This window comes from Glycomyces sp. NRRL B-16210, assembly GCF_000719515.1.
Classification (GTDB): Bacteria; Actinomycetota; Actinomycetes; order Mycobacteriales; family Micromonosporaceae; genus Glycomyces.
In genome coordinates, this window is the sequence record NZ_JOGR01000010.1 from 89,466 (window position 1) to 107,167 (window position 17,702).

The following is a 17,702-nucleotide window of genomic DNA, read 5'->3' on the forward strand; positions in this document are numbered from 1 at the left end:
AGCGATTTCAGGGGCCACCGTAGCGCATTTCTGAAATCGATTTCAAGTCTAGTCTTGAAATCGTTATCAACCTTCGGTAGCGTCAACTCGCGATCGGGGGCGAAACCGCCCCAATCTCGATGAGGAGAGGACCGATCGATGAGGAGAACCATGGCCATGGCCGCTGCGGCGGCGGTCGCCGCCACCGCTTTGACCGGCTCGGCGGCGAACGCGGCCGAGACAGCAGTGCTCGCCGTCGACTTCGGCGAGCGCACCGGCGACTTCCGGGGCGGGGCCACCGGCACGCTCTACGGCTTCGGCGACGAAGGCGCCCCCACGCAGGCGCTCGTCAACGGCGCCCACATCACCAACACCTCCCAGAAGGCCCCGTACGGCACCCAGCACCCCTCGGGCGACGCGATCAAGATCGAGGACGGCTTCTTCGCCAAGCACGGCCAGGACATGTACGTCTACGTGCAGGACTACTACCCCGACTGGTCGTACAACGGCGGCGTGCGCCCCGGCGACGACCGCACCTACGACCTCGCCGACGGCACCTATACCGAGGAGCCCAACGGCGTCTGGGACTACCTGGAGGTCGTCGAGTTCGTGGCCGAGGCCGTCGCCGCGGATTCGAGCCGGCCCCAGGACTACGTCTTCATCCCGTTCAACGAGCCCGACGGCGGGAACTGGTACCCCGACTGGGCGGGCCAGAAGGACCAGTTCCTGGGCGACTGGCAGGCGAGCTACGAGAAGATCCAGGAGGTCTGGGCGCGCCACGGCCTCGGGCACGCCCGGATCGGCGGACCCGGCGACACCCGGTGGCAGCCCGAGCGCAGCGCCGACTTCCTCGCCTTCGCCGACGGGCACGGCTCGCTGCCGGACGTCTTCATCTGGCACGAGCTGGGCATCGACAACCTCGCGGGGTACCGGCAGAACTTCGCCGACTACCGCGAGCTCGAGGCGTCCCTGGGGATCGACCCGCTCCCGGTGAACATCACCGAGTACGGGATGCTGCGCGACATGGGCGTGCCCGGCCAGCTCGTCCAGTGGCTCGCGATGTTCGAGGACACCAAGGTGGACGCGCAGACCGCGTACTGGAACTACGCGGGCAACCTCTCCGACAACACCGCGCGGCCGAACGGCGCGAACGCCGGCTGGTGGATGTTCAAGTGGTACGGCGACCTCGCCGGGAGCGAGACCGTCGCGGTGACCCCGCCGAGTCCGGACACCGTGGACACCTTGCAGGGCATCGGCGCGATCGACGAGGCGAACCGGAGGGCCACGGTCCTGTGGGGCGGCACCGACGAGGACGTGCGGCTGGACCTCAGCGGCCTGGACGCCGCGTTGTTCGGCGGCAGGGTCGACGTCGAGATCCGCGAGGTCGCGCTCACCGGCGCCGAGGGCTTGGCGGACACCCCGCGCGTGGTGGCCGCGTACGACGGGCTCGACGTGGCGGGAGGTGGCCTCCAGCTTGAGGTGCCTACGTACGACCGGTACGCGGCGTACCAGGCCGTCATCACCCCCGAGCGGGACCGCTCGGATGCGGCGCAGACGTGGACGGCCGCCATCGAGGCCGAGGACATGGCGCTCACCGACGCGACCGTGTACACCCACGACCCGAAGGGCAACGGCGGCTGGCAGTTCCTCGCCTCCGGCGGCCGGGACGTGGGCTCGTTCAACCAGGCGACGTCCAAGGCCGAGTGGACCGTGGAGGTGCCCGCCGACGGGACCTACCGGCTCCAGGTCATCGGCGGCGCGCCGGGCGTGCCCGGTCGTCACGCGCTCTTCGTGGACGGCGAGGCCGCCGGCACGATCCAGTACGCGGCGAACCTCGGGCTGAACGACACGAGCAAATGGCAGTACCGCGGCAGCGCGGAGGTGCTCGTCGAACTGGAGGCGGGCAGCCGCACGCTGTCGATCCGCGCCAGCGACGACGGCGCGACCGTCCTGCCGAACGCGGACATCACGCTCGACAAGGTGTCGCTGACCTCGGTGTCCGAGGGCGAGCCGACCGTGTACCCCGCCTCGACGTTCCGCCTGGAGTCGGCGGCGCTGGACTGGGACGCGCCGCTGCGCGGCGGGGCCCGACTCGAAGGCGAGGGCAGGGCCGACCTGTACGCCACGGCGATGGAGACCGGCTACTACGACCTGGTCGTGGACTGGGCGTCCATTGGGGAGTCGTCGGTCGAGTTGAGCGTCAACGGGACTCCGACGGCGACGCTCGACGCCGACGATGAGGGCACGTGGCGGTCCACGGCTCGGGTGCACCTGGTGGAGGGGATCAACGAGGTCGAGATCCGTTCGCCCGAGGGCGCGGTGGTCGCCTCGCTGACGACGGTGCGGGCCCGGGAGGCCGATGGAGCGGCCGTCGCGATCGAGGCCGAGGACGCCGTGCTCCACGGCGCGGCCGCGGTCACGACGCTCGACGCGAGCACCGGCACGAACGCCTCGGGCAGTGCCTATGTGGGCTGGATCGGCGACGGCGGCGCGAACGCGATCGAGATCCCGCGCGAGGGCTTCGCCGCCGCCGGGGACTACGACCTCACGGTGTACTACGCGAACGCCGAGCTGTCGGGCGACCACGACTACAACCCGCAGGTGGTCGACCGGCGACTGGAGGTCCAGGAGGGGTCGGAGCAGGTCGGGCACGCGTACTTCAGGTACACGTACTCGTGGGACAGCTTCCTCCAGCGGAGCCTCGCGGTCACGTTGTCCACTGCGGACGAGCCGCTGCGGCTGGGCAGCGCCGAGTCGTGGGCGCCGAACATCGACCGCGTGGTCGTCTCGCCGAGGCTGCTCGGCGAGCCGACGACCGAACCGCTGGCACTGTAAGGAAAAGGCCCCGTGCGCGGCTCGGGCCGCGCACGGGGCCTTTCAGGCGTTCGCTCGCGTGAAGGTCAGGTGGGTGACCCCGCTCGGCGCGGAGACGGTCTCGACCCGGTAGTCGCGCTCCAGGCCTTCGAGCCCGTCCCAGAGGCGCACGCCCCGGCCGAGCAGGATCGGGACCACCGCGACGTGCAGGTGGTCGATGAGCCCGGCGGCGAGGAACTCGCGGAGCGTCGTGGCGCCGCCGCCGACGCGGACGTCCTCGCCGCCGGCGGCCTCCCGGGCGGTCGCCAGCGCCTCGGCGGGCGAGGCGTCGATGAAGTGGAAGGTGGTGCCGCCCTCCATCTCGATCGGAGGGCGCGTGTGGCGGGTGAGGACGAAGACCGGGGTGTGGAACGGCGGGTTGGGGCCCCAGGCGCCTTTCCAGTCGGGGTCCTCGTGCCATCCGGGGTGGCCGAACTTCCCGGCGCCCATGATCTCGGCGCCGATCCCCCTGTCGTATTGGCGGACGAACGCGTCGTCGACGCCGCCGCTGCCGCCGGGTTCCCACCAGCGGGTGGCGAACATCCACTGGTGCAGGCGGTCTCCTGCGTGTCCGAAGTGGTCGGCGGCGTTCTGGCCTTCGCCGGTGCCGAAGCCGTCGAGCGAGACGGCGAAGTTGTGGACGCGGGTGAGTGACATGGTGCTCCCTCGATCGTGGACCGGTGCTCGTCTCGACATCATGCTGGCCGCCGCCGACACTGTCCAGGATTCGGGGAGGGCGATCCGGGCGTTAGAGTGCGTCCATGTCCGAGGTCTCACCGGTCGCGCGTTTCTACGACCAGCTCACTCCCGACTATCACCTGGTCTACGCGGACTGGGAGCAGAGCATGGAGCGGCAGGGGAAGGTGCTCGACGCGATGATCCGGGCCGGTCTCGGGATGGAGCGCGCCGCGGTCCTGGACTGCTCGTGCGGCATCGGGACGCAGGCGATCGCGCTCGGGCGGCGGGGCCACCGCGTGACCGGGACGGACATCAGCGTGGCGGCGCTCGCCCGCGCGGCTCGGGAGGCGCTGGGCCGCGGGGTCCCGTTGGCGTTGGCGGCGGCGGACATGCGGGCGCTGCCGTTCGCCGACGGGGCGTTCGACGCGGTGGTCAGCGCCGACAACTCGCTGCCGCATCTGCTCACCGAGGAGGACGTGCGCGCGGCGCTGTCGCAGATGCGGCGGGTCCTGCGCGTGGGCGGGCTCCTGGTCGTCAGCGTCCGGGACTACGACGCGATCCTGCGGTCGAGGCCCGCTTCGACGCCGCCGCAGACGTCGGCTTTGGAGCGCGGGAGGGCCGTGACGTTCCAGTTGTGGGACTGGCACTCCGACGGTGAGCGGTACGACCTCGAGCATTTTCAGCTCGTGCCCGACGGGTCTGATTGGACCGTGGAGGTGCGGCGGACTTCGTATTGGGCGCTGACGCGGCGGCGGTTGACGGGCTTCGTTCTCGAAGCGGGGTTCGCCGAGCCGCAGTGGCGGGCCGCTGCGCGCAATGGGTTCTTCCAGCCCGTGCTCACGGCGCGGGCGGTTTGAACGGACCGTCCTCGGGTTCGAGGAGGGCGGCGTAGAGGGTCAGGCCGGGGCCGAAGGCCAGTGCCACGACCGGGCCGGCCGGGAGGCCTTGGGACAGCAGGGATCGCAGGACGAGCAGCACCGTGGGCGAGGAGCAGTTGCCGTGTTCGGCGAGTGCGGTCCGCGACGGTTCCAGGGCCTGCGGCGGGAGGTCGAGGCCGTCTTGGACGGCGTCGAGGATGCGCGGGCCGCCCGGGTGGACGGCCCAGGCCGCCACGTCGGACCGCTCGCGCCCGTTGCGGGTCAACAGGTCCTTCACGAGGGGTCCGACCTGGGATTCGAGGGCGTCGGGGACTTCGGGCGAGAGGCCCATGCGGAAGCCGAGATCGGTGACGTCCCAGGTCATGTGGTCGCTTCGGTTGGTGTCGGCGCGGGTGGCGATGTCGACCACGCGTAGGCCCGGGGCGTCGTCGGGGCGCAGGACGAGCGCCGCGGCCGCGTCCGCGAAGAGGGCGTGGGTGACCATCTGGTCGACGTCGTGGGAGGCGGGCTGGAAGTGCAGCGAGGTGAGTTCGAGGCAGAGCATCGCGGCGGGCCGCCGGTGGGAGGCGACGTAGTCGGCGATCGTGGCGAGGGTCGGGAGCGCGGCGTGGCAGCCGGTGTGCCCGATGAAGAGGCGGCGGGCGTCGGCGCGCAGCGGCAGGGCCCGCGCGAGGTCGATGTCGAGTCCCGGTGTGCCGTAACCGGTGCAGGAGGCGACGACGAGGAGGCCGAGTTCCTCGGGCGCGGTGTCGGCGGCGGCGAGGGCGTCGCGGACCGCTTCGATCGCGAGGGGCGGGGCGGCTTCGGCGTAGCGGCGCATCCGCTGCTCGGTGGAGTGCTCGGCGACGGCGAGGAGTTCGTCCGGCGGGGTCGCGGAGTGGCGGCTGCGCACTTCGGAGGCGGTGAAGATCCGCTCGGCGACGCGGCTGCGGGAGAAGTGGCGGCGGAAGACCTCGTCCCAGAGGTCGCCTTGGCGGTAGGCGGGCGGCAGCGCCGCGCCGATGCCGGCGATCCGGGCGGTCACCACCGCGGGACCTCGGCGTCGTGGTCGGGGTCGTCGCCGAGGGCGGCGGTGCCGAGCCAGTCGGCGCACACGTCGGAGGTGGCCGGTTGCAGTGCGCCGCAGCGCGCGTCGCGGTAGAGGCGTTCGAGCGGATGGCCGCGGCGGGTCGCCGAGGCCCCGGCGGCTTCGAGCAGCGAGGTCGCGACCTGGGCGGCGGTGTCGCCGGCGGTGAGCTTGGCGCGCCAGACCCAGCGGTTGGTCTCGGGGGCGCCGGGGTCGCGGTCGATGCGGGCGGCGGCTTCGGCGACGACGAGTTCGAGGGCGGCAACGGCCGCTTCGGCGCGGCCGAGGCGGGCCCGGGCGGGGGCGAGGCAGCCGAGGCCGCGGGAGCGGAGGTGGTCGGCGGCGGCGTCGACCGCGGCGCGGGCGACTCCGGCGTAGACGGCCGAGTAGGAGGCGACCAGCCATTGGGGCATGGCCTCGGCGATCATGAGCGTGAGGCCCTCGACGCCGCCGAGGAGGGCGCCTGCGTCGACTTCGACGTCGAAGTGGACGTCGTGGCTTCCGGTGGCGCGCATCCCGAGCGAGTCCCAGGTCTCCTCGACGCGGATGCCCGCGCCGGCGGGGACGAGGAAGTAGGAGACCTGCGGGTCGCCGGTCTCGGGGTCGGCGCTGCCGTTGCGGGCGGTCACGAGGTAGGCGTCGGCGTGGCCGGCGCCGGAGACGAAGGCCTTCGCGCCGGTGATCCGGTAGCCGCCTTCGGTGCGGCGGTACTCGGCGGCGGTGCGCGACAGGCGCGAACCGGCGCCGCGCTCGCTCATGGCGACGCCGTAGAGCGATCCGGAGGCGGCCGCGGCGAGGGCGGCGTCGCGGTCGGCGAGGTAGCGCTTGGGCGCGCCGAGGAGGCGGACGAGTTCGGCGGGGGTGTGCGCGAGGGCGCCGGTGACGGAGGCGTGCATGTTGAACACGAGGGCGGTCGAGCCCGCGCCGCGGCCGAGTTCGGCCGCGACCTTGACGTACTCGGAGAAGGAGGCGCCGAAGCCGCCGAGCTCGGCGGGGACCATGAGGCCGTAGAGGCCCGCTTCGCGCAGGTCGGCGAAGTCGGCTTGAGGGAAGCGACCGTGCCGGTCGTGGTCGGCGGCGCGTTCGGCGAAGCGGGGCCGCAGCTCCCGGGCGAGGTCGAGCGCGCGGGCGCCGTCGCGCCGGGGCTTGGTGGAAGTGGGTGCTTCGGCCACGCGGTCACTCCTCGGTTCGGGATGCCGTCGCGGAGGCGAAGGCGGCCTTCCGGACGGTGGTTGCCCGCCATGCGTTCCCGCACAGTGCGCTCCGAAACCGTCTCCTCGCCAACAGTGTCCCCGCATTCGCGCCGCCGAACAAGGCCGCGAGCGGGGAGCGGCTGGTGGCGATCGAGGACGGATACCCGACAAAACGGTGCCTCCATGCCGTAAATCGGTTCGCGGCGTGAGTGTCCGGAGCCGGGCCGTTCGGGTCAGGTCGCTGCCGCGCCTGATTGGAGCAGCAGCGCCACGTCCAGCAGGGCTACGAGCATGACGGCTCGGAACGCCGCCCGGGAGCGGGGTCGGCGGCCCAGCGCGAGTCCTGTCACCAGCACCGCCAGCGCGACCGGGACTGCGGCCAGCGCGAGCATCGGCGGCGGGCCGGGCGGGCCGAAGACGAGCAGGACCGACGCCGTCAGCACCAGCGCCGCCGCGATGATCCGGGTCGGCCACGGCCCCAGGCGGTGCGGGAGGCCGCGGACGCCGGTGGCGTGGTCGTCGGCGAAGTCGGGGAGGACGTTCGCGAAGTGGGCCGCCGAGCCGAGCGACGCGGCGGCGGCCATGAGCCACAAGGGAGGAACCGGCGCTCCCGGCTGGCCCATGTACAGGAACGCCGGGAGCAGGCCGAAGGAGAACGCGAAGGGCGCGACCGACCACGCCGTGGCCTTGAGACCGAGGTCGTAGGCCCAGGCCGAGGCGAGGGCGAGAATGTGGGCCGCGGCGGCGATCGGGCCCGAGGCGAAGGACAGGGCGAGGGCGGCCGCGGCCGAGACGGCGAAGGCGACGCGGACGGGTCCGGCGGCGAGTTCGCCTGTGGCGACGGGCTTGTCGGTGCGACCCACGAGGGCGTCGCGCCGGGCGTCGACGAGGTCGTTGAGCCAGCCGACCGAGAGCTGGCCGGCGAACACCGCGGCGGTCGCGAGAAGCGCCGAGGCCATCGTGCGGTCGGTGCCGAAGGCGAGGCCTGTGGCGACCGCCGTGACGGCCAGCGCGGGCAGCGGGTGGGAGGCCCGCGCCATCGCCCCGGTCGCTCGCATCGCTCTCATGTCCGCCAGTGTGCCATTGTGGGGTCATGCGCGGAGGTGACTCCCGGTCGCGGGAACGGTTGGAGCGCAATGACCCCGCGCTCTACGACAGGTTGGCGCACGAGTGGTGGCGTCCGAGGGGCGTGTTCGCGATGCTGCATTGGCTGGCGGAGGCGCGCGGGGCGCTGGTTCCGGCAGCGCGGCGCGAGGGCGCGGTGCTGGTGGATCTCGGGTGCGGGGCCGGGTTGCTGGCGCCGCATCTGGAGGGCAAGGGCTACCGGCATGTCGGGGTGGACCTGTCGGCGGCGGCGTTGCGGCAGGCGGCGGCGCACGGGGTGGCGGCGGTGCGCGGGGACGTGCTGGCCGTGCCGCTGGCGGACGCCTGCGCGGACGTGGTCGTGGCGGGCGAGATCTTCGAGCATGTGCCGGATCTGCCTCGGGCGGTGGGCGAGGCGTGCCGGCTGCTGCGTCCGGGCGGGCTGCTGGTGATCGACACGTTGGCGGCGACGGCGCTGTGCCGGTGGCTCGCGATCGGGGTCGCGGAGCGGATTCCGAAGGTGGCGACGCGGGGCGTGCACGATCCGGCGCTGCTGGTGGACCGGTCGGCGCTGGTGGAGGTGTGCGCGGCGCACGGGGTGGCGTTGACGCTGCGGGGGATTCGGCCTTCGGTGGCGGACGGCGTGCTGTGGGCGCTGGGGCGCAGGTCGTCGGTGCGGATGCTGCCGGTGCGGAGCACGGCGGTCCTGTTCCAGGCCTGGGGTCGGCGCGGGAGGGGACAAGACCGTTGACATCGATACATTCCTATGTATATAGTGTCTCGGGCTTAACCGATTCAGTCCGTCGGCGTCCGGCATCGCGGCCAGCCGCGGGGACGTCGCTCCAAAGGAGACCCACGTGTCCTTCCCCTCCGCACGCGCGCCGAGGCGCGCGGTCATCGCCATGGGCGCCGCCGCCATCGCGGCCACCGGCGTCCCGCTTCCCGCGGCCGCGAAACCGGGGCGGCCGACGCCCGTCCGGATCGTCGACGACAAGGCCACCCCCGAGACCCGCGCCCTGTTCAAGTACATGCTCGACCTCCAGGGCCAGGGCATCCTGTTCGGCCACGAGCACTCGTTGTCCGACGGCTTCACCTTCGACGCCATGGACGGCTACGCCTCCGACGTCGAGGCCACCACCGGCGACTACCCGGCCGTGTTCGGCTGGGACACCTTGATCCTCAACGGCTTCCAGAAACCGGGCGTGTACGGCGGGACCGACGAGGAGAACGTGGAGGCCCTGAGCTGGGCCTTCGAGCAGTCGGACGCGCGCGGCGGGATCAACGTCCTCAGCGCCCACCTCTACAACTTCGTCACCGGCGGGGACTTCTGGGACACCGGCGGACGCGTGGTGAGCCAGATCCTCCCCGGCGGGGCGAAGCACGCGGACTTCAACGAGTTCCTCGACCGCATCGCCGCGGGCGTCAAGGGCGCCAAGCGGCCCGACGGGACGCTCATCCCGATCGTGTTCCGGCCCTTCCACGAGAACAACGGCGGCTGGTTCTGGTGGGGCGCGGGGCACACCACCTCGGCGGAGTTCATCGAGATCTTCCGCTACACCGTGGAGTACCTGCGCGACGCCAAGAAGGTGCGCAACCTGCTCTACTCCTACTCCCCCAACTCGAGCTTCGGCGGGGACCCGACCGGCTACCTCAGGACCTACCCGGGCGACGAGTTCGTGGACGTCCTCGGCTACGACGCCTACGACGGGTCGGCCGGCTCGCCCGAATGGCTCGCCGCCACCGTCCAGGACCTCGCGATGGTCGCCGACCTCGCCGCCGAGCGCGGGAAGGTCCCGGCCTTCACCGAGTTCGGCGAGTCCGGCGAGGAGGGGCGCAACCCCGCCTGGTTCACCGACCTGCTCGGGGCCCTCAAGGCCGACCCCGGCGCGAGCCGCACCACGCACATGCTCACCTGGGCGAACTTCGGCGGGGACAACCGGGCCTACGTGCCGCCTCCCGGGCACGTCATGGCCCCGGACTTCGTCGAGTTCCACGCCGACCCGTACTCGCTGTTCGCCTCCGACGTCGAGGGCGTGTTCGACGCGAAGACCTCCGCGGTGAAGAACGACCCGTTCCTGCACCTGGTCACCCCCACCGACCGGCAGCGGGTGACGACCACCGCGAGCACGATCCGGGTGCGCCTCACCGGCGGGCACTGCGACAAGGTCACCTACGCGGTGGAAGGCGGGCGGCCTCGGCCGCTGCGACTGGACGGGGACGGGTTCCACTCGGCCGAGTGGCGCATCGACCCGTCCTGGCTGGACAACCGCTCGGTCGAGATCACCGTGAGCGCCAAGGTGAAGGGCAAGGCCCTCACCGACTCGGCACTGGTGCTCCTGGGCGAGGTCGAGCCGCTCCCGGCCGGATGGGTCGACGACTTCGAAGGCTACGCCGGCGACGACGTCTCCTTGAGCGAGGCCTACAGCCACGTCAACGCCAACACGACGGCGCACTCGACCGAGCACAAGGCCTCGGGGAACTACGGCCTGGCGTACTCCTACGACTTCACCAGCGCCGGGTACACCGGCATCGGGAAGTCGGTCGGCCAGGACTGGACCGACTTCACCGCCCTGAAGCTGTGGGTCGAGGGCGACGGGTCCACGAACGGCGCGACCCTCCAGGTCGTGGCCCTCGGGGCGTACTTCGAGTACAACTTCGGGCTCTCGGAGACCGTCGGGCGGGAGATCACCGCGCCCTTCGAGGAGTTCACGCCCGCGCCGTGGGACACCGACCACGCCGACGAGCTGCTGGACGCGGCGCACCTCGCCGCCGTCTCGGAGTTCAACCTGTACCTCGGCCACGGCGGCGAGACGACCACCGGCACGGTCTACGTGGACGACATCCGAGCGGAATGACGAGCTGGGGGCGGGTCCGCCGGCGGACCCGCCCCCGTTCGTCACTCGCCGTGCGGGTCGGTGGCGTTCAGGGTCGCGACCACCTGGTCGTAGTCGCCACGGGCCTCGCCGTAGCGCAGGAACTTCACGCGCTCGACCTGGACCTCGGTCGCGTCCGGGCGCGATTCGAGGAGGCCCATGACCTCGGTGACGAACTCCTCCAAGGGCATCGCGTGCTCGTTGTCCTCGTGGCCGGGCATGAGCGCGGTCCGCACCGCCGGCGGCTCCAGTTCCACCACCGACACCGAGGTGCCGGCCAGTTGGAGGCGGATCGACTCGCTGAGCATGTGGATCGCGGCCTTCGAGGCGTTGTAGCTCGGCGTGGCCTTCAAAGGGGCGAACGCGAGCCCGGAGGAGACGGTCATGATCGTCGCCTCAGGCCGGGCCCGCAGGTGCTCGATGAAGGCGGCGACGAGCCGGATCGGGCCGAACACGTTCGTGGTGATCGTGGCCGTGGCCGTCTCCAGGAATCCCTCGGGTTCGCGCCAGTCCTCGGCGCGCATGATCCCGGCCATGGGGATCAGGACGTTCAGGTCCGGGTGGCGCGACAGGACCTCCTTCGCGGCGGCCTCGATGCTCGCCGGATCGGCCGTGTCGATGCGGACGGTGTCGAGCCCGGGATGGTCGGCGCCGATCCGCTCCAGCAGGTCGGCGCGGCGCCCGCCGACGATGACGGTGTTGCCCGCGGCCTGGAGGGCGAGGGCCAGCGCGAGGCCGATGCCGCTGGTCGAGCCCGGGATGAAGACGGTGTTCCCTGAAATCTGCATGACTCGATCCTGCGCCGATGCGGGGCCGCTGTGCAGAGAGCGCTCATCGGGGGATCGGCGGTCCCTGGTTCGCGCTCGCCGCGCCGCCCCCGGGGGCCGATACTGGAGGCATGGACCGCGAAGCACTGGCCGAGTTCCTGCGCCGCCGCCGAGAGGGGCTCCAGCCCGCGGACGTGGGGCTGCCGCCGGGCGCGCGGCGGCGGGCCCCGGGCCTGCGCCGCGAGGAGGTCGCGGCCCTGGCCTCGATGTCCACCGACTACTACACGCGCTTGGAGCAGCGGCGCGGGCCGCAGCCGAGCGTCCAGATGCTCAACGCGCTGGCGCGCGCGTTGCGGATGAGCGGGCACGAGCGCGACTACCTGTTCCAAACGGCCGGGCACGGGGTCCCGGCGACCGTCTCGGCCGCCGAGCACGTCGCCCCCGCGCTGCTGCGGGTCCTCGACCGCCTGGAGGACACGCCCGCGATCATCCTGTCGAACCTCGGCGAGCCGCTCGTGCAGAACCGCATGGCCAAGGCGCTCCTCGGCGACCGGTCGGTCTACACGGGTCTGGAGCGCTACGACGTGTACCGGTGGTTCACCAGGCCCGCCGAGCGGCTGGTGTACACCGCCGAGCACCGCGAGCGGCAGGGCCGGGCCCTGGTCTCGGGGCTGCGGGTGGCCTTCGCCTCGATGGGTCCGGGGTCGAAGGCCGGGGAGCTGGTCCGGGCGCTGCTCAAGGAGTCCGACGAGTTCGGCGGCCTGTGGGACCGCCACGAGGTCGTCAAGCGCTTCGCCGACCACAAGACGATCGTGCACCCCGACCTCGGCGAGATCGAGCTCGACTGCCAGGCCCTGTTCACCGAGGACCAGTCGCAGTGCCTGCTGGTGTTCACCGCGCCGCCGCGCACCGAGGACGCCGAGAAGCTCGAGCTGCTCGCGGTGCTGGGGGCCAGGGCCTGAACCGCTGCGGGGCGAGGGTAGTCGCGATGAGGCGCGCAACTTGCGAAATGGCACGCGTTGGAGGTCCCGGAGCGTGGCGTTCGGTGGCATAATATTGAGACACTTGACTATATTAATGCTTTCTCCATCGAATTGGGAGCGCTCCCTCACTTGATCCTCCGAGGCGGTGCCGACCCATCCCGGGGCCGTGGCGGCCCACAGAGCAAAGGACAACGGTGCACATGCAGACCAGAAGAAACCGGCCGAGGCTCGCGGTCACCGCGGCGGCCGCCGCGGCGCTCGGCGCCGGAGCCCTGACGATCGCCTCGGCGGCCCCGGTGCACGCCGAGGCCGGATGCCAGGTCGACTACACGATCGCCAGCGAGTGGGGCGGCGGCTTCCAGGCCAACGTCGCCATCACCGCAGGCGAGGCCATCGACGGGTGGGAGATCGCCTGGGAGTTCCCGGCGGGCACCGCCGTCTCCAGCGCGTGGAACGTCGACTGGAGCCAGACGGGCACCGCGTTCACCGGCTCGGACGTGGGCTGGAACGCCGCCGTCGAGTCCGGGCAGACCCGCGAGGTCTTCGGGTTCATCGGCTCCGGCACCGGCGCCGAGCCCGCGTCGATCACCGTCAACGGGGACCTGTGCGACGGCCAGGCCGAACCGACCGAGGAGCCGACGGACGAACCCACGGAAGAGCCGACCGATCCTCCCGCGGGACCGGTGGCGATCATGCCGCTGGGCGACTCGATCACCGGCAGCCCCGGCTGCTGGCGCGGCAACCTGTGGGAGCTGCTCGACGGCGCCGGCTACGAGGTCGACTTCGTCGGATCGCTGTCCCAGGCGTGCAACCCCGCCGGGTCCGACCCCGACCACGAGGGCCACGGCGGCTACCTGGTCACGCAGTCGGTCGCGAACGGCGACGTGCACTCGTGGCTGACGCAGAACACCCCCGACGTGCTGCTGCTGCACTTCGCGACCAACGACGTGTGGTCCTCGCTGCCGCCCTCGCAGATCCTCGCGGCGTTCACGCAGATCGTGGAGGACCTGCGCGACCTCAACCCGGACGCGATCGTGCTCGTCGCCCAGATCATCCCGCTGGAGCCGGAGAACTGCGGCGACTGCCCGCAGCGGGCGATCGACTTCAACGCCGCGATCCCCGCGTGGGCCGCGGGGATCACCACCGCGCAGTCCCCGGTCGTCGTGGTCGACCAGTGGACCGGCTTCGACCCGGCGGTGGACACCTACGACGGGGTCCACCCCGACGAGGACGGCTACGTCAAGATCGCGGCGAACTGGTTCGCGGCCCTCGAAGACGTCCTGTAGCGGACGCGAGTGCTCCGGGCGCAACAGCGCCCGGAGTTCAGCCGCGGCGCCTCGGCGTGAGGTGCACCGGCGGGATCGGCGGGGCCGGGATGCGTTCGGCGCCGTGGCCGGGGACCGGCCCGAACCGCGCGTCGCGGCGCTCCCAGTCGTCGCGGGCGCGGACGATGTCCTCGTGGCTGCGCCCCACGAAGTTCCACCACATCACCAGGTCGTCGGGGAACGGCTCGCCGCCGAGCAGGAAGGCCCTCGCCCCGGTGGCCGAGGCGAGCGGCAGCTCCTCGCGCCCGGGTCCGAAGTAGAGCAATGGGCCGGCGTCGAGTGGTGTTCCCGCGATGTCAAGGGCCCCTTCGAGGACGAGCACGGCGTGCTCGAAACCGGGTCGCAGCGGCAGTGTCGCGGCCGTGCCGGCGTCGAGTTCGAGTTCGACGCCGAGCAGCGGCGTGAACACCGTGGCCGGGGAGGTCTCGCCGTGCAACTCCCCCACGGCGACCACGCCGCGCAGGCCGCCGCGTTCGAACCGCGGCAGGTCGGTGTGCTGTTCGAAGGCCGGGGCGATCGGGTCCGCGGTGCTGGGCAGGGCGATCCACAGTTGGAGGCCGTGCAGCAGCGGGGACTCGCCGATCGAGAACTCCGAGTGCGCGATGCCCCGGCCGCTGGTCATGAGGTTCAGCTGACCGGGCTTGACGAGCACGTCGCTGCCGAGGCAGTCGCGGTGGCGGATCGTGCCCTCGATCGGCCAGGTGACGGTCTGGAGGCCGGTGTGCGGGTGCGGCAGGACCGCCATGTCGGTGCGCTCGGGCCCGAACCGGTCGAGGAAGCACCACGCGCCCACGGTCGGCACGGTCCGCTGCGGCAGCGTGCGGCTGACGTACATGGCCCGCATCCCGCCCAGGGGCACGTCGCGCGCTTCGAGGAGTCGCACGACCGGACCGTCCGCATCGGTTGCGCGGCAGGCGGTCTCGTCCGGGCGCGGGTCGAGGTTGCTCATGAGGCGGATCCTTTGCGGGACGGCGCGGTCATTCCCGGCCCGGATCGTCGTCCACGAGGTCGGCGTACGCGGGGTGCCCGCCGATCCAGCGGGCGTAGAACTTGCAGTCCGGACGCACCCGAAGGCCGGCCTCGCGGGCGGCGTCGAGCGAGAAGCGGGCGAGGGCCGAGGCCGTGCCCGAGCCCTTGTGGGCGTCGTCGACTTCGGTGTGGGTGAAGGTGATCAGCTCGGCTTCGCGGACGTACTCGGCGAACCCGGCGAGTTCGCCGTCGATCCGCGCCTCGTAGCGGTTGCGGTCGGGTGCGTCGGTGACTTCGACGGTCATGAGTGCTCCCTGGAGAAAGGGCGGCCCGGTGCGGGCCGCGGCCATGGGGCAACGCTATCGACTCGGCCGGGCGCGTGCCGGGGAATCGGGAGCGGACGCGGGTCCCCTTCGGCGCCGCGGAGTACTACCATGTGGGATCCGTCGAGTCAGGGAGCGCGCGATGACCGGCTTTGCCGAGACCCACACCGTTGCCAATCAGCCGCCGCCGCTGGTGGACCGGAACCTGTACGACACGAACGCGCCGCTGCGTGAGGCCGCGGAGAGGTCGGGCGCGGGGTGGATCGGCGAACGGGCCTCAACGCTCGGCGCGGTCCTCGCGGGCGCCGATGCGGCGCGGTGGGCCGAGGAGGCCAACCGGTATCCGCCGGTGCTGCGCACCCACGACCGGTTCGGCAACCGGATCGACGAGGTCGAGTTCCACCCGTCGTGGCACCGGTTCATGCGCCTCGCGGTCGAACACGGCGCGCACGCGATGCCTTGGGCCGAAACGGGACCGGGCGTCCACGCGGCGAGGGCGGTGCTCATGTCGATGCTCGCCCAGATCGAGCCGGGGCACTGCTGCCCGGTCTCGATGACGTACGCGGCCGTGCCCGCGCTGCGCAGGGAACCGGCGCTCGCCGCGGAGTGGGAGCCGCGCATCACCGCCGGCGTCTACGACCCGGGGCTGCGGGCGCCGCAGGACAAGGCGGGCGTGCTCATCGGCATGGCCATGACCGAGAAGCAGGGCGGCTCGGACGTGCGCGCCAACACCACGGCCGCGACGCCCGCGGGCGAGGACATGTACGCGCTGCGCGGGCACAAGTGGTTCTGCTCGGCGCCGATGAACGACGCGTTCCTGGTGCTCGCGCAGGCGCCGGGCGGGCTCACGTGTTTCCTGCTGCCGCGGGTCCTGCCGGACGGGGCGCGCAACGCGATCCGGTTGCAGCGCTTGAAGGACAAGCTCGGGAACCGGTCGAACGCCTCGGCCGAGATCGAACTGCACGACGCCCTCGCCCACCGCGTGGGCGAGGAGGGGCGCGGCGTGGCGACCATCATCGAGATGGTCAACCACACGCGCCTGGACTGCGTCATCGCCACCGCAGGCGGGATGCGCCAGAGCGCGGTCGAGGCGGCCTGGCACTCCTCGCACCGCTCGGCGTTCGGCAAGCGCCTGGTGGACCAGCCGCTCATGACGCAGGTGCTCGCGGACCTGTGCGTGGAGTCGGAGGCGGCCACGGCCACGATGATGCGGCTGGCCACGGCCTACGACGAGCCCGGCGACGCGCCGTTCCGGCGCCTCGCGACGGCGGTGGCGAAGTACTGGGTGTGCAAGCGCGGGCCGGGCCACGCAGCCGAGGCGCTGGAGTGCCTGGGCGGCAACGGGTACATCGAGGAGGCGCCGCTGGCGAGGCGCTACCGCGAGCAGCCGCTCTTGTCCATTTGGGAGGGTTCGGGGAACGTGATCTGCCTCGACGTGCTCCGCGCGCTGCAAGCCGCGCCGGAATCGGCCGAGGCGTTCTTGGCAGAGATCGCACCGGCCGCCGCCGCGGACACCAGGTTGGCAGCGCACGTCGAGCGGGTGAAGCGGACCCTCGCGGGCGGCGTCGAGCAGGCCGGGGCGCGGCGCCTCACCGAGGACCTGGGACTGGCGTTGCAGGCGGCACTGCTCGTCCGGCACGCCCCGTCCGAAGTGGCCGACGCGTTCTGCGACTCGCGGCTGGGCGCGGACCGGGGCCTCGGCTACGGTGCGGTGCCGGTGCAGTCGGCCGCGGCCATCGTCGCCCGGCACCTGCCGGACGGCGACTGACACTCAGCCGCGCAGGCCTTCGGCGAAGAAGTCGAGGGAGCGGTCGACCTCGGCGAGCTTCGGCGAGTGGTTCAGGTGGCCGTGGGTCATGCCCCGGGCCAGATAGGACGCGACGGGCACGCCGACCTCCCTCAGTTGGCGCTCCAGCAGCTCGGCGGAGGCGCGCAGGTCGTCGTACTCGGCGACGACGATCCGCGTGGCGGGCAGGCCGTCGAGGCGGGCCGCGCCCGGCAGCGCGTCGGGCGGCACGTCGCCGATCCGGCCGACGTAGTTGCGCACCATGCCTTCGATGTCCTCGGGGGCGAAGCGGTGCGGCACGGCCGCCATCGCCTCGCTCTGCTCAGGAGTCAGCGCCGGGTTCGGGTAGTGCGCGAACGGATAGGCGAGCAGGAGCGCGTCGGGCGCGCGGGTCCCGGCGTCCCGGCTGCGCAGCGCGCTGGCCAGCGCGAGGGCGGCCCCGGCGCTGGCGCCGCCGAGGGCGATCGGGGCGCCTTCGGGCAGCGGTTGGGCGGTCCACCAGTTCCAGGCGGCGTGGACGTCGTCGATCGGAACGGGGTAGCGGACGCCTTCGACGGCGAGGCGGTAGTCCACTGAGGCGACGGCTGCTCCGGCGCGGCGGGCCAGTTCGACGGCGACGGCGTGGGCCTCGTACATGTCGAGGTCGCCGGCGAGGAATCCGCCGCCGTGCGCCCAGAGGATCGCGCCGGTGGTCTCGGCTTCGGGGCGGTAGACGCGGACGGGGATCGGGCCGTGGGGGCCGGCGACCGCGGCGACCTCGATGGCCACGCCGGTCGCGTCCCACTGCTTCGGGTCGCCTTGGTGGGCTTGGAGGAACGCCTGGGTGCGCTCCTGGATCTCGGCTTCGGTCCCGCCGGCGGCCGCGGCGGCCTCGGTGGCGCGGAAGATCGCGGTGAAGTACTCGTCGACCGGCACGGGGGTCTCCTTCGGTGGGTGGTGCTCGGGG

At 72.3% G+C, this 17,702-nt stretch carries 15 protein-coding genes; 7 read left to right on the forward strand and 8 right to left on the reverse strand.

All coding sequences use genetic code 11. The features are described 5' to 3' along the window. Positions 1-138: 138 nt before the first annotated feature. On the forward strand, positions 139-2,814 hold the full coding sequence (locus tag IF12_RS0114640) for a hypothetical protein (RefSeq protein ID WP_030159561.1): 2,676 nt from the start codon (positions 139-141) through the stop codon (positions 2,812-2,814). Between the two features lie 42 nt (positions 2,815-2,856). Here the strand turns inward: IF12_RS0114640 and IF12_RS0114645 are convergent, their stop codons facing one another. Next, positions 2,857-3,489: a dihydrofolate reductase family protein gene (locus IF12_RS0114645; RefSeq protein ID WP_030159563.1), complete on the reverse strand. Its 633-nt coding sequence runs from the start codon at positions 3,487-3,489 to the stop codon at positions 2,857-2,859. A 104-nt stretch (positions 3,490-3,593) separates the two neighbouring features. On the opposite strand from IF12_RS0114645, the gene IF12_RS0114650 reads away from it, so the two are divergent. Beyond that, complete coding sequence (locus IF12_RS0114650; protein WP_030159565.1) at positions 3,594-4,367, forward strand: class I SAM-dependent methyltransferase; 774 nt, start codon at positions 3,594-3,596, stop codon at positions 4,365-4,367. Here the strand turns inward: IF12_RS0114650 and IF12_RS0114655 are convergent. The 3 genes from IF12_RS0114655 to IF12_RS0114665 all read right to left on the reverse strand — a co-directional run bounded on the left by IF12_RS0114655 (position 4,348) and on the right by IF12_RS0114665 (position 7,714). After that, the gene (locus IF12_RS0114655) at positions 4,348-5,415 is read right to left on the reverse strand and encodes a 3-oxoacyl-[acyl-carrier-protein] synthase III C-terminal domain-containing protein (RefSeq protein ID WP_030159567.1); all 1,068 of its coding nucleotides are present in this window, start codon (positions 5,413-5,415) and stop codon (positions 4,348-4,350) included. The two genes, IF12_RS0114650 and IF12_RS0114655, sit on opposite strands and share 20 nt — an antisense overlap. Further along, on the reverse strand, positions 5,409-6,626 hold the full coding sequence (locus IF12_RS0114660) for an acyl-CoA dehydrogenase family protein (protein ID WP_051704418.1): 1,218 nt from the start codon (positions 6,624-6,626) through the stop codon (positions 5,409-5,411). The genes IF12_RS0114655 and IF12_RS0114660 overlap by 7 nt, the downstream gene beginning before the upstream one ends. 254 nt (positions 6,627-6,880) lie before the next feature. After that, entirely contained in the window at positions 6,881-7,714 is an 834-nt protein-coding gene (locus IF12_RS0114665) for a UbiA family prenyltransferase (RefSeq protein ID WP_030159571.1), read from the reverse strand. A gap of 26 nt (positions 7,715-7,740) precedes the next feature. Between IF12_RS0114665 and IF12_RS0114670 the strand changes: the two genes are divergently transcribed. Together IF12_RS0114670 and IF12_RS0114675 are read left to right on the forward strand one after the other, a co-directional pair. After that, positions 7,741-8,481 carry a methyltransferase domain-containing protein gene (locus IF12_RS0114670; RefSeq protein WP_030159572.1) on the forward strand — a complete coding sequence of 247 codons (741 nt, stop codon included), beginning with the start codon at positions 7,741-7,743 and terminating at the stop codon, positions 8,479-8,481. Between the two features lie 106 nt (positions 8,482-8,587). Continuing rightward, positions 8,588-10,585, forward strand: a complete 1,998-nt coding sequence (locus tag IF12_RS0114675; RefSeq protein ID WP_030159574.1) for a glycosyl hydrolase — start codon at positions 8,588-8,590, stop codon at positions 10,583-10,585. A gap of 41 nt (positions 10,586-10,626) precedes the next feature. Here the strand turns inward: IF12_RS0114675 and IF12_RS0114680 are convergent, their stop codons facing one another. After that, the gene (locus tag IF12_RS0114680; protein WP_030159576.1) at positions 10,627-11,391 is read right to left on the reverse strand and encodes an SDR family oxidoreductase; all 765 of its coding nucleotides are present in this window, start codon (positions 11,389-11,391) and stop codon (positions 10,627-10,629) included. A gap of 110 nt (positions 11,392-11,501) precedes the next feature. On the opposite strand from IF12_RS0114680, the gene IF12_RS0114685 reads away from it, so the two are divergent. After that, on the forward strand, positions 11,502-12,332 hold the full coding sequence (locus IF12_RS0114685) for a helix-turn-helix transcriptional regulator (RefSeq protein ID WP_030159578.1): 831 nt from the start codon (positions 11,502-11,504) through the stop codon (positions 12,330-12,332). 221 nt (positions 12,333-12,553) lie between these two features. Further along, a complete protein-coding gene (locus IF12_RS0114690; RefSeq protein ID WP_030159580.1) occupies positions 12,554-13,639 on the forward strand; it encodes a cellulose binding domain-containing protein in 1,086 nt (361 codons plus the stop codon). 37 nt (positions 13,640-13,676) lie between these two features. Here IF12_RS0114690 and IF12_RS0114695 read toward each other — a convergent pair whose 3' ends face one another. Further along, positions 13,677-14,627 carry a pirin family protein gene (locus tag IF12_RS0114695; protein WP_030159582.1) on the reverse strand — a complete coding sequence of 317 codons (951 nt, stop codon included), beginning with the start codon at positions 14,625-14,627 and terminating at the stop codon, positions 13,677-13,679. 28 nt (positions 14,628-14,655) lie between these two features. After that, on the reverse strand, positions 14,656-14,952 hold the full coding sequence (locus tag IF12_RS0114700) for a GNAT family N-acetyltransferase (RefSeq protein ID WP_030159584.1): 297 nt from the start codon (positions 14,950-14,952) through the stop codon (positions 14,656-14,658). Positions 14,953-15,112: 160 nt separating this feature from the next. Between IF12_RS0114700 and IF12_RS0114705 the strand changes: the two genes are divergently transcribed. Continuing rightward, positions 15,113-16,738 carry an acyl-CoA dehydrogenase family protein gene (locus tag IF12_RS0114705; protein ID WP_030159586.1) on the forward strand — a complete coding sequence of 542 codons (1,626 nt, stop codon included), beginning with the start codon at positions 15,113-15,115 and terminating at the stop codon, positions 16,736-16,738. Between the two features lie 3 nt (positions 16,739-16,741). On the opposite strand, the gene IF12_RS0114710 is transcribed toward IF12_RS0114705, so the two are convergent. Further along, positions 16,742-17,671 (reverse strand): alpha/beta hydrolase fold domain-containing protein, encoded by a 930-nt coding sequence (locus IF12_RS0114710; RefSeq protein ID WP_197034733.1) that lies wholly within the window; start codon positions 17,669-17,671, stop codon positions 16,742-16,744. Positions 17,672-17,702: the final 31 nt, after the last annotated feature.

What these genes read in the sequence shown, in the direction of transcription:
- IF12_RS0114705 (WP_030159586.1), top strand. Translation starts at nt 15,113, where the DNA reads ATGACCGGCTTTGCCGAGACCCACACCGTTGCCAATCAGCCGCCGCCG.
- IF12_RS0114645 (WP_030159563.1), bottom strand. Translation starts at nt 3,489, where the DNA reads ATGTCACTCACCCGCGTCCACAACTTCGCCGTCTCGCTCGACGGCTTC.
- IF12_RS0114670 (WP_030159572.1), top strand. Translation starts at nt 7,741, where the DNA reads ATGCGCGGAGGTGACTCCCGGTCGCGGGAACGGTTGGAGCGCAATGAC.
- IF12_RS0114695 (WP_030159582.1), bottom strand. Translation starts at nt 14,627, where the DNA reads ATGAGCAACCTCGACCCGCGCCCGGACGAGACCGCCTGCCGCGCAACC.
- IF12_RS0114690 (WP_030159580.1), top strand. Translation starts at nt 12,554, where the DNA reads ATGCAGACCAGAAGAAACCGGCCGAGGCTCGCGGTCACCGCGGCGGCC.
- IF12_RS0114685 (WP_030159578.1), top strand. Translation starts at nt 11,502, where the DNA reads ATGGACCGCGAAGCACTGGCCGAGTTCCTGCGCCGCCGCCGAGAGGGG.
- IF12_RS0114700 (WP_030159584.1), bottom strand. Translation starts at nt 14,952, where the DNA reads ATGACCGTCGAAGTCACCGACGCACCCGACCGCAACCGCTACGAGGCG.
- IF12_RS0114665 (WP_030159571.1), bottom strand. Translation starts at nt 7,714, where the DNA reads ATGAGAGCGATGCGAGCGACCGGGGCGATGGCGCGGGCCTCCCACCCG.
- IF12_RS0114650 (WP_030159565.1), top strand. Translation starts at nt 3,594, where the DNA reads ATGTCCGAGGTCTCACCGGTCGCGCGTTTCTACGACCAGCTCACTCCC.
- IF12_RS0114680 (WP_030159576.1), bottom strand. Translation starts at nt 11,391, where the DNA reads ATGCAGATTTCAGGGAACACCGTCTTCATCCCGGGCTCGACCAGCGGC.
- IF12_RS0114640 (WP_030159561.1), top strand. Translation starts at nt 139, where the DNA reads ATGAGGAGAACCATGGCCATGGCCGCTGCGGCGGCGGTCGCCGCCACC.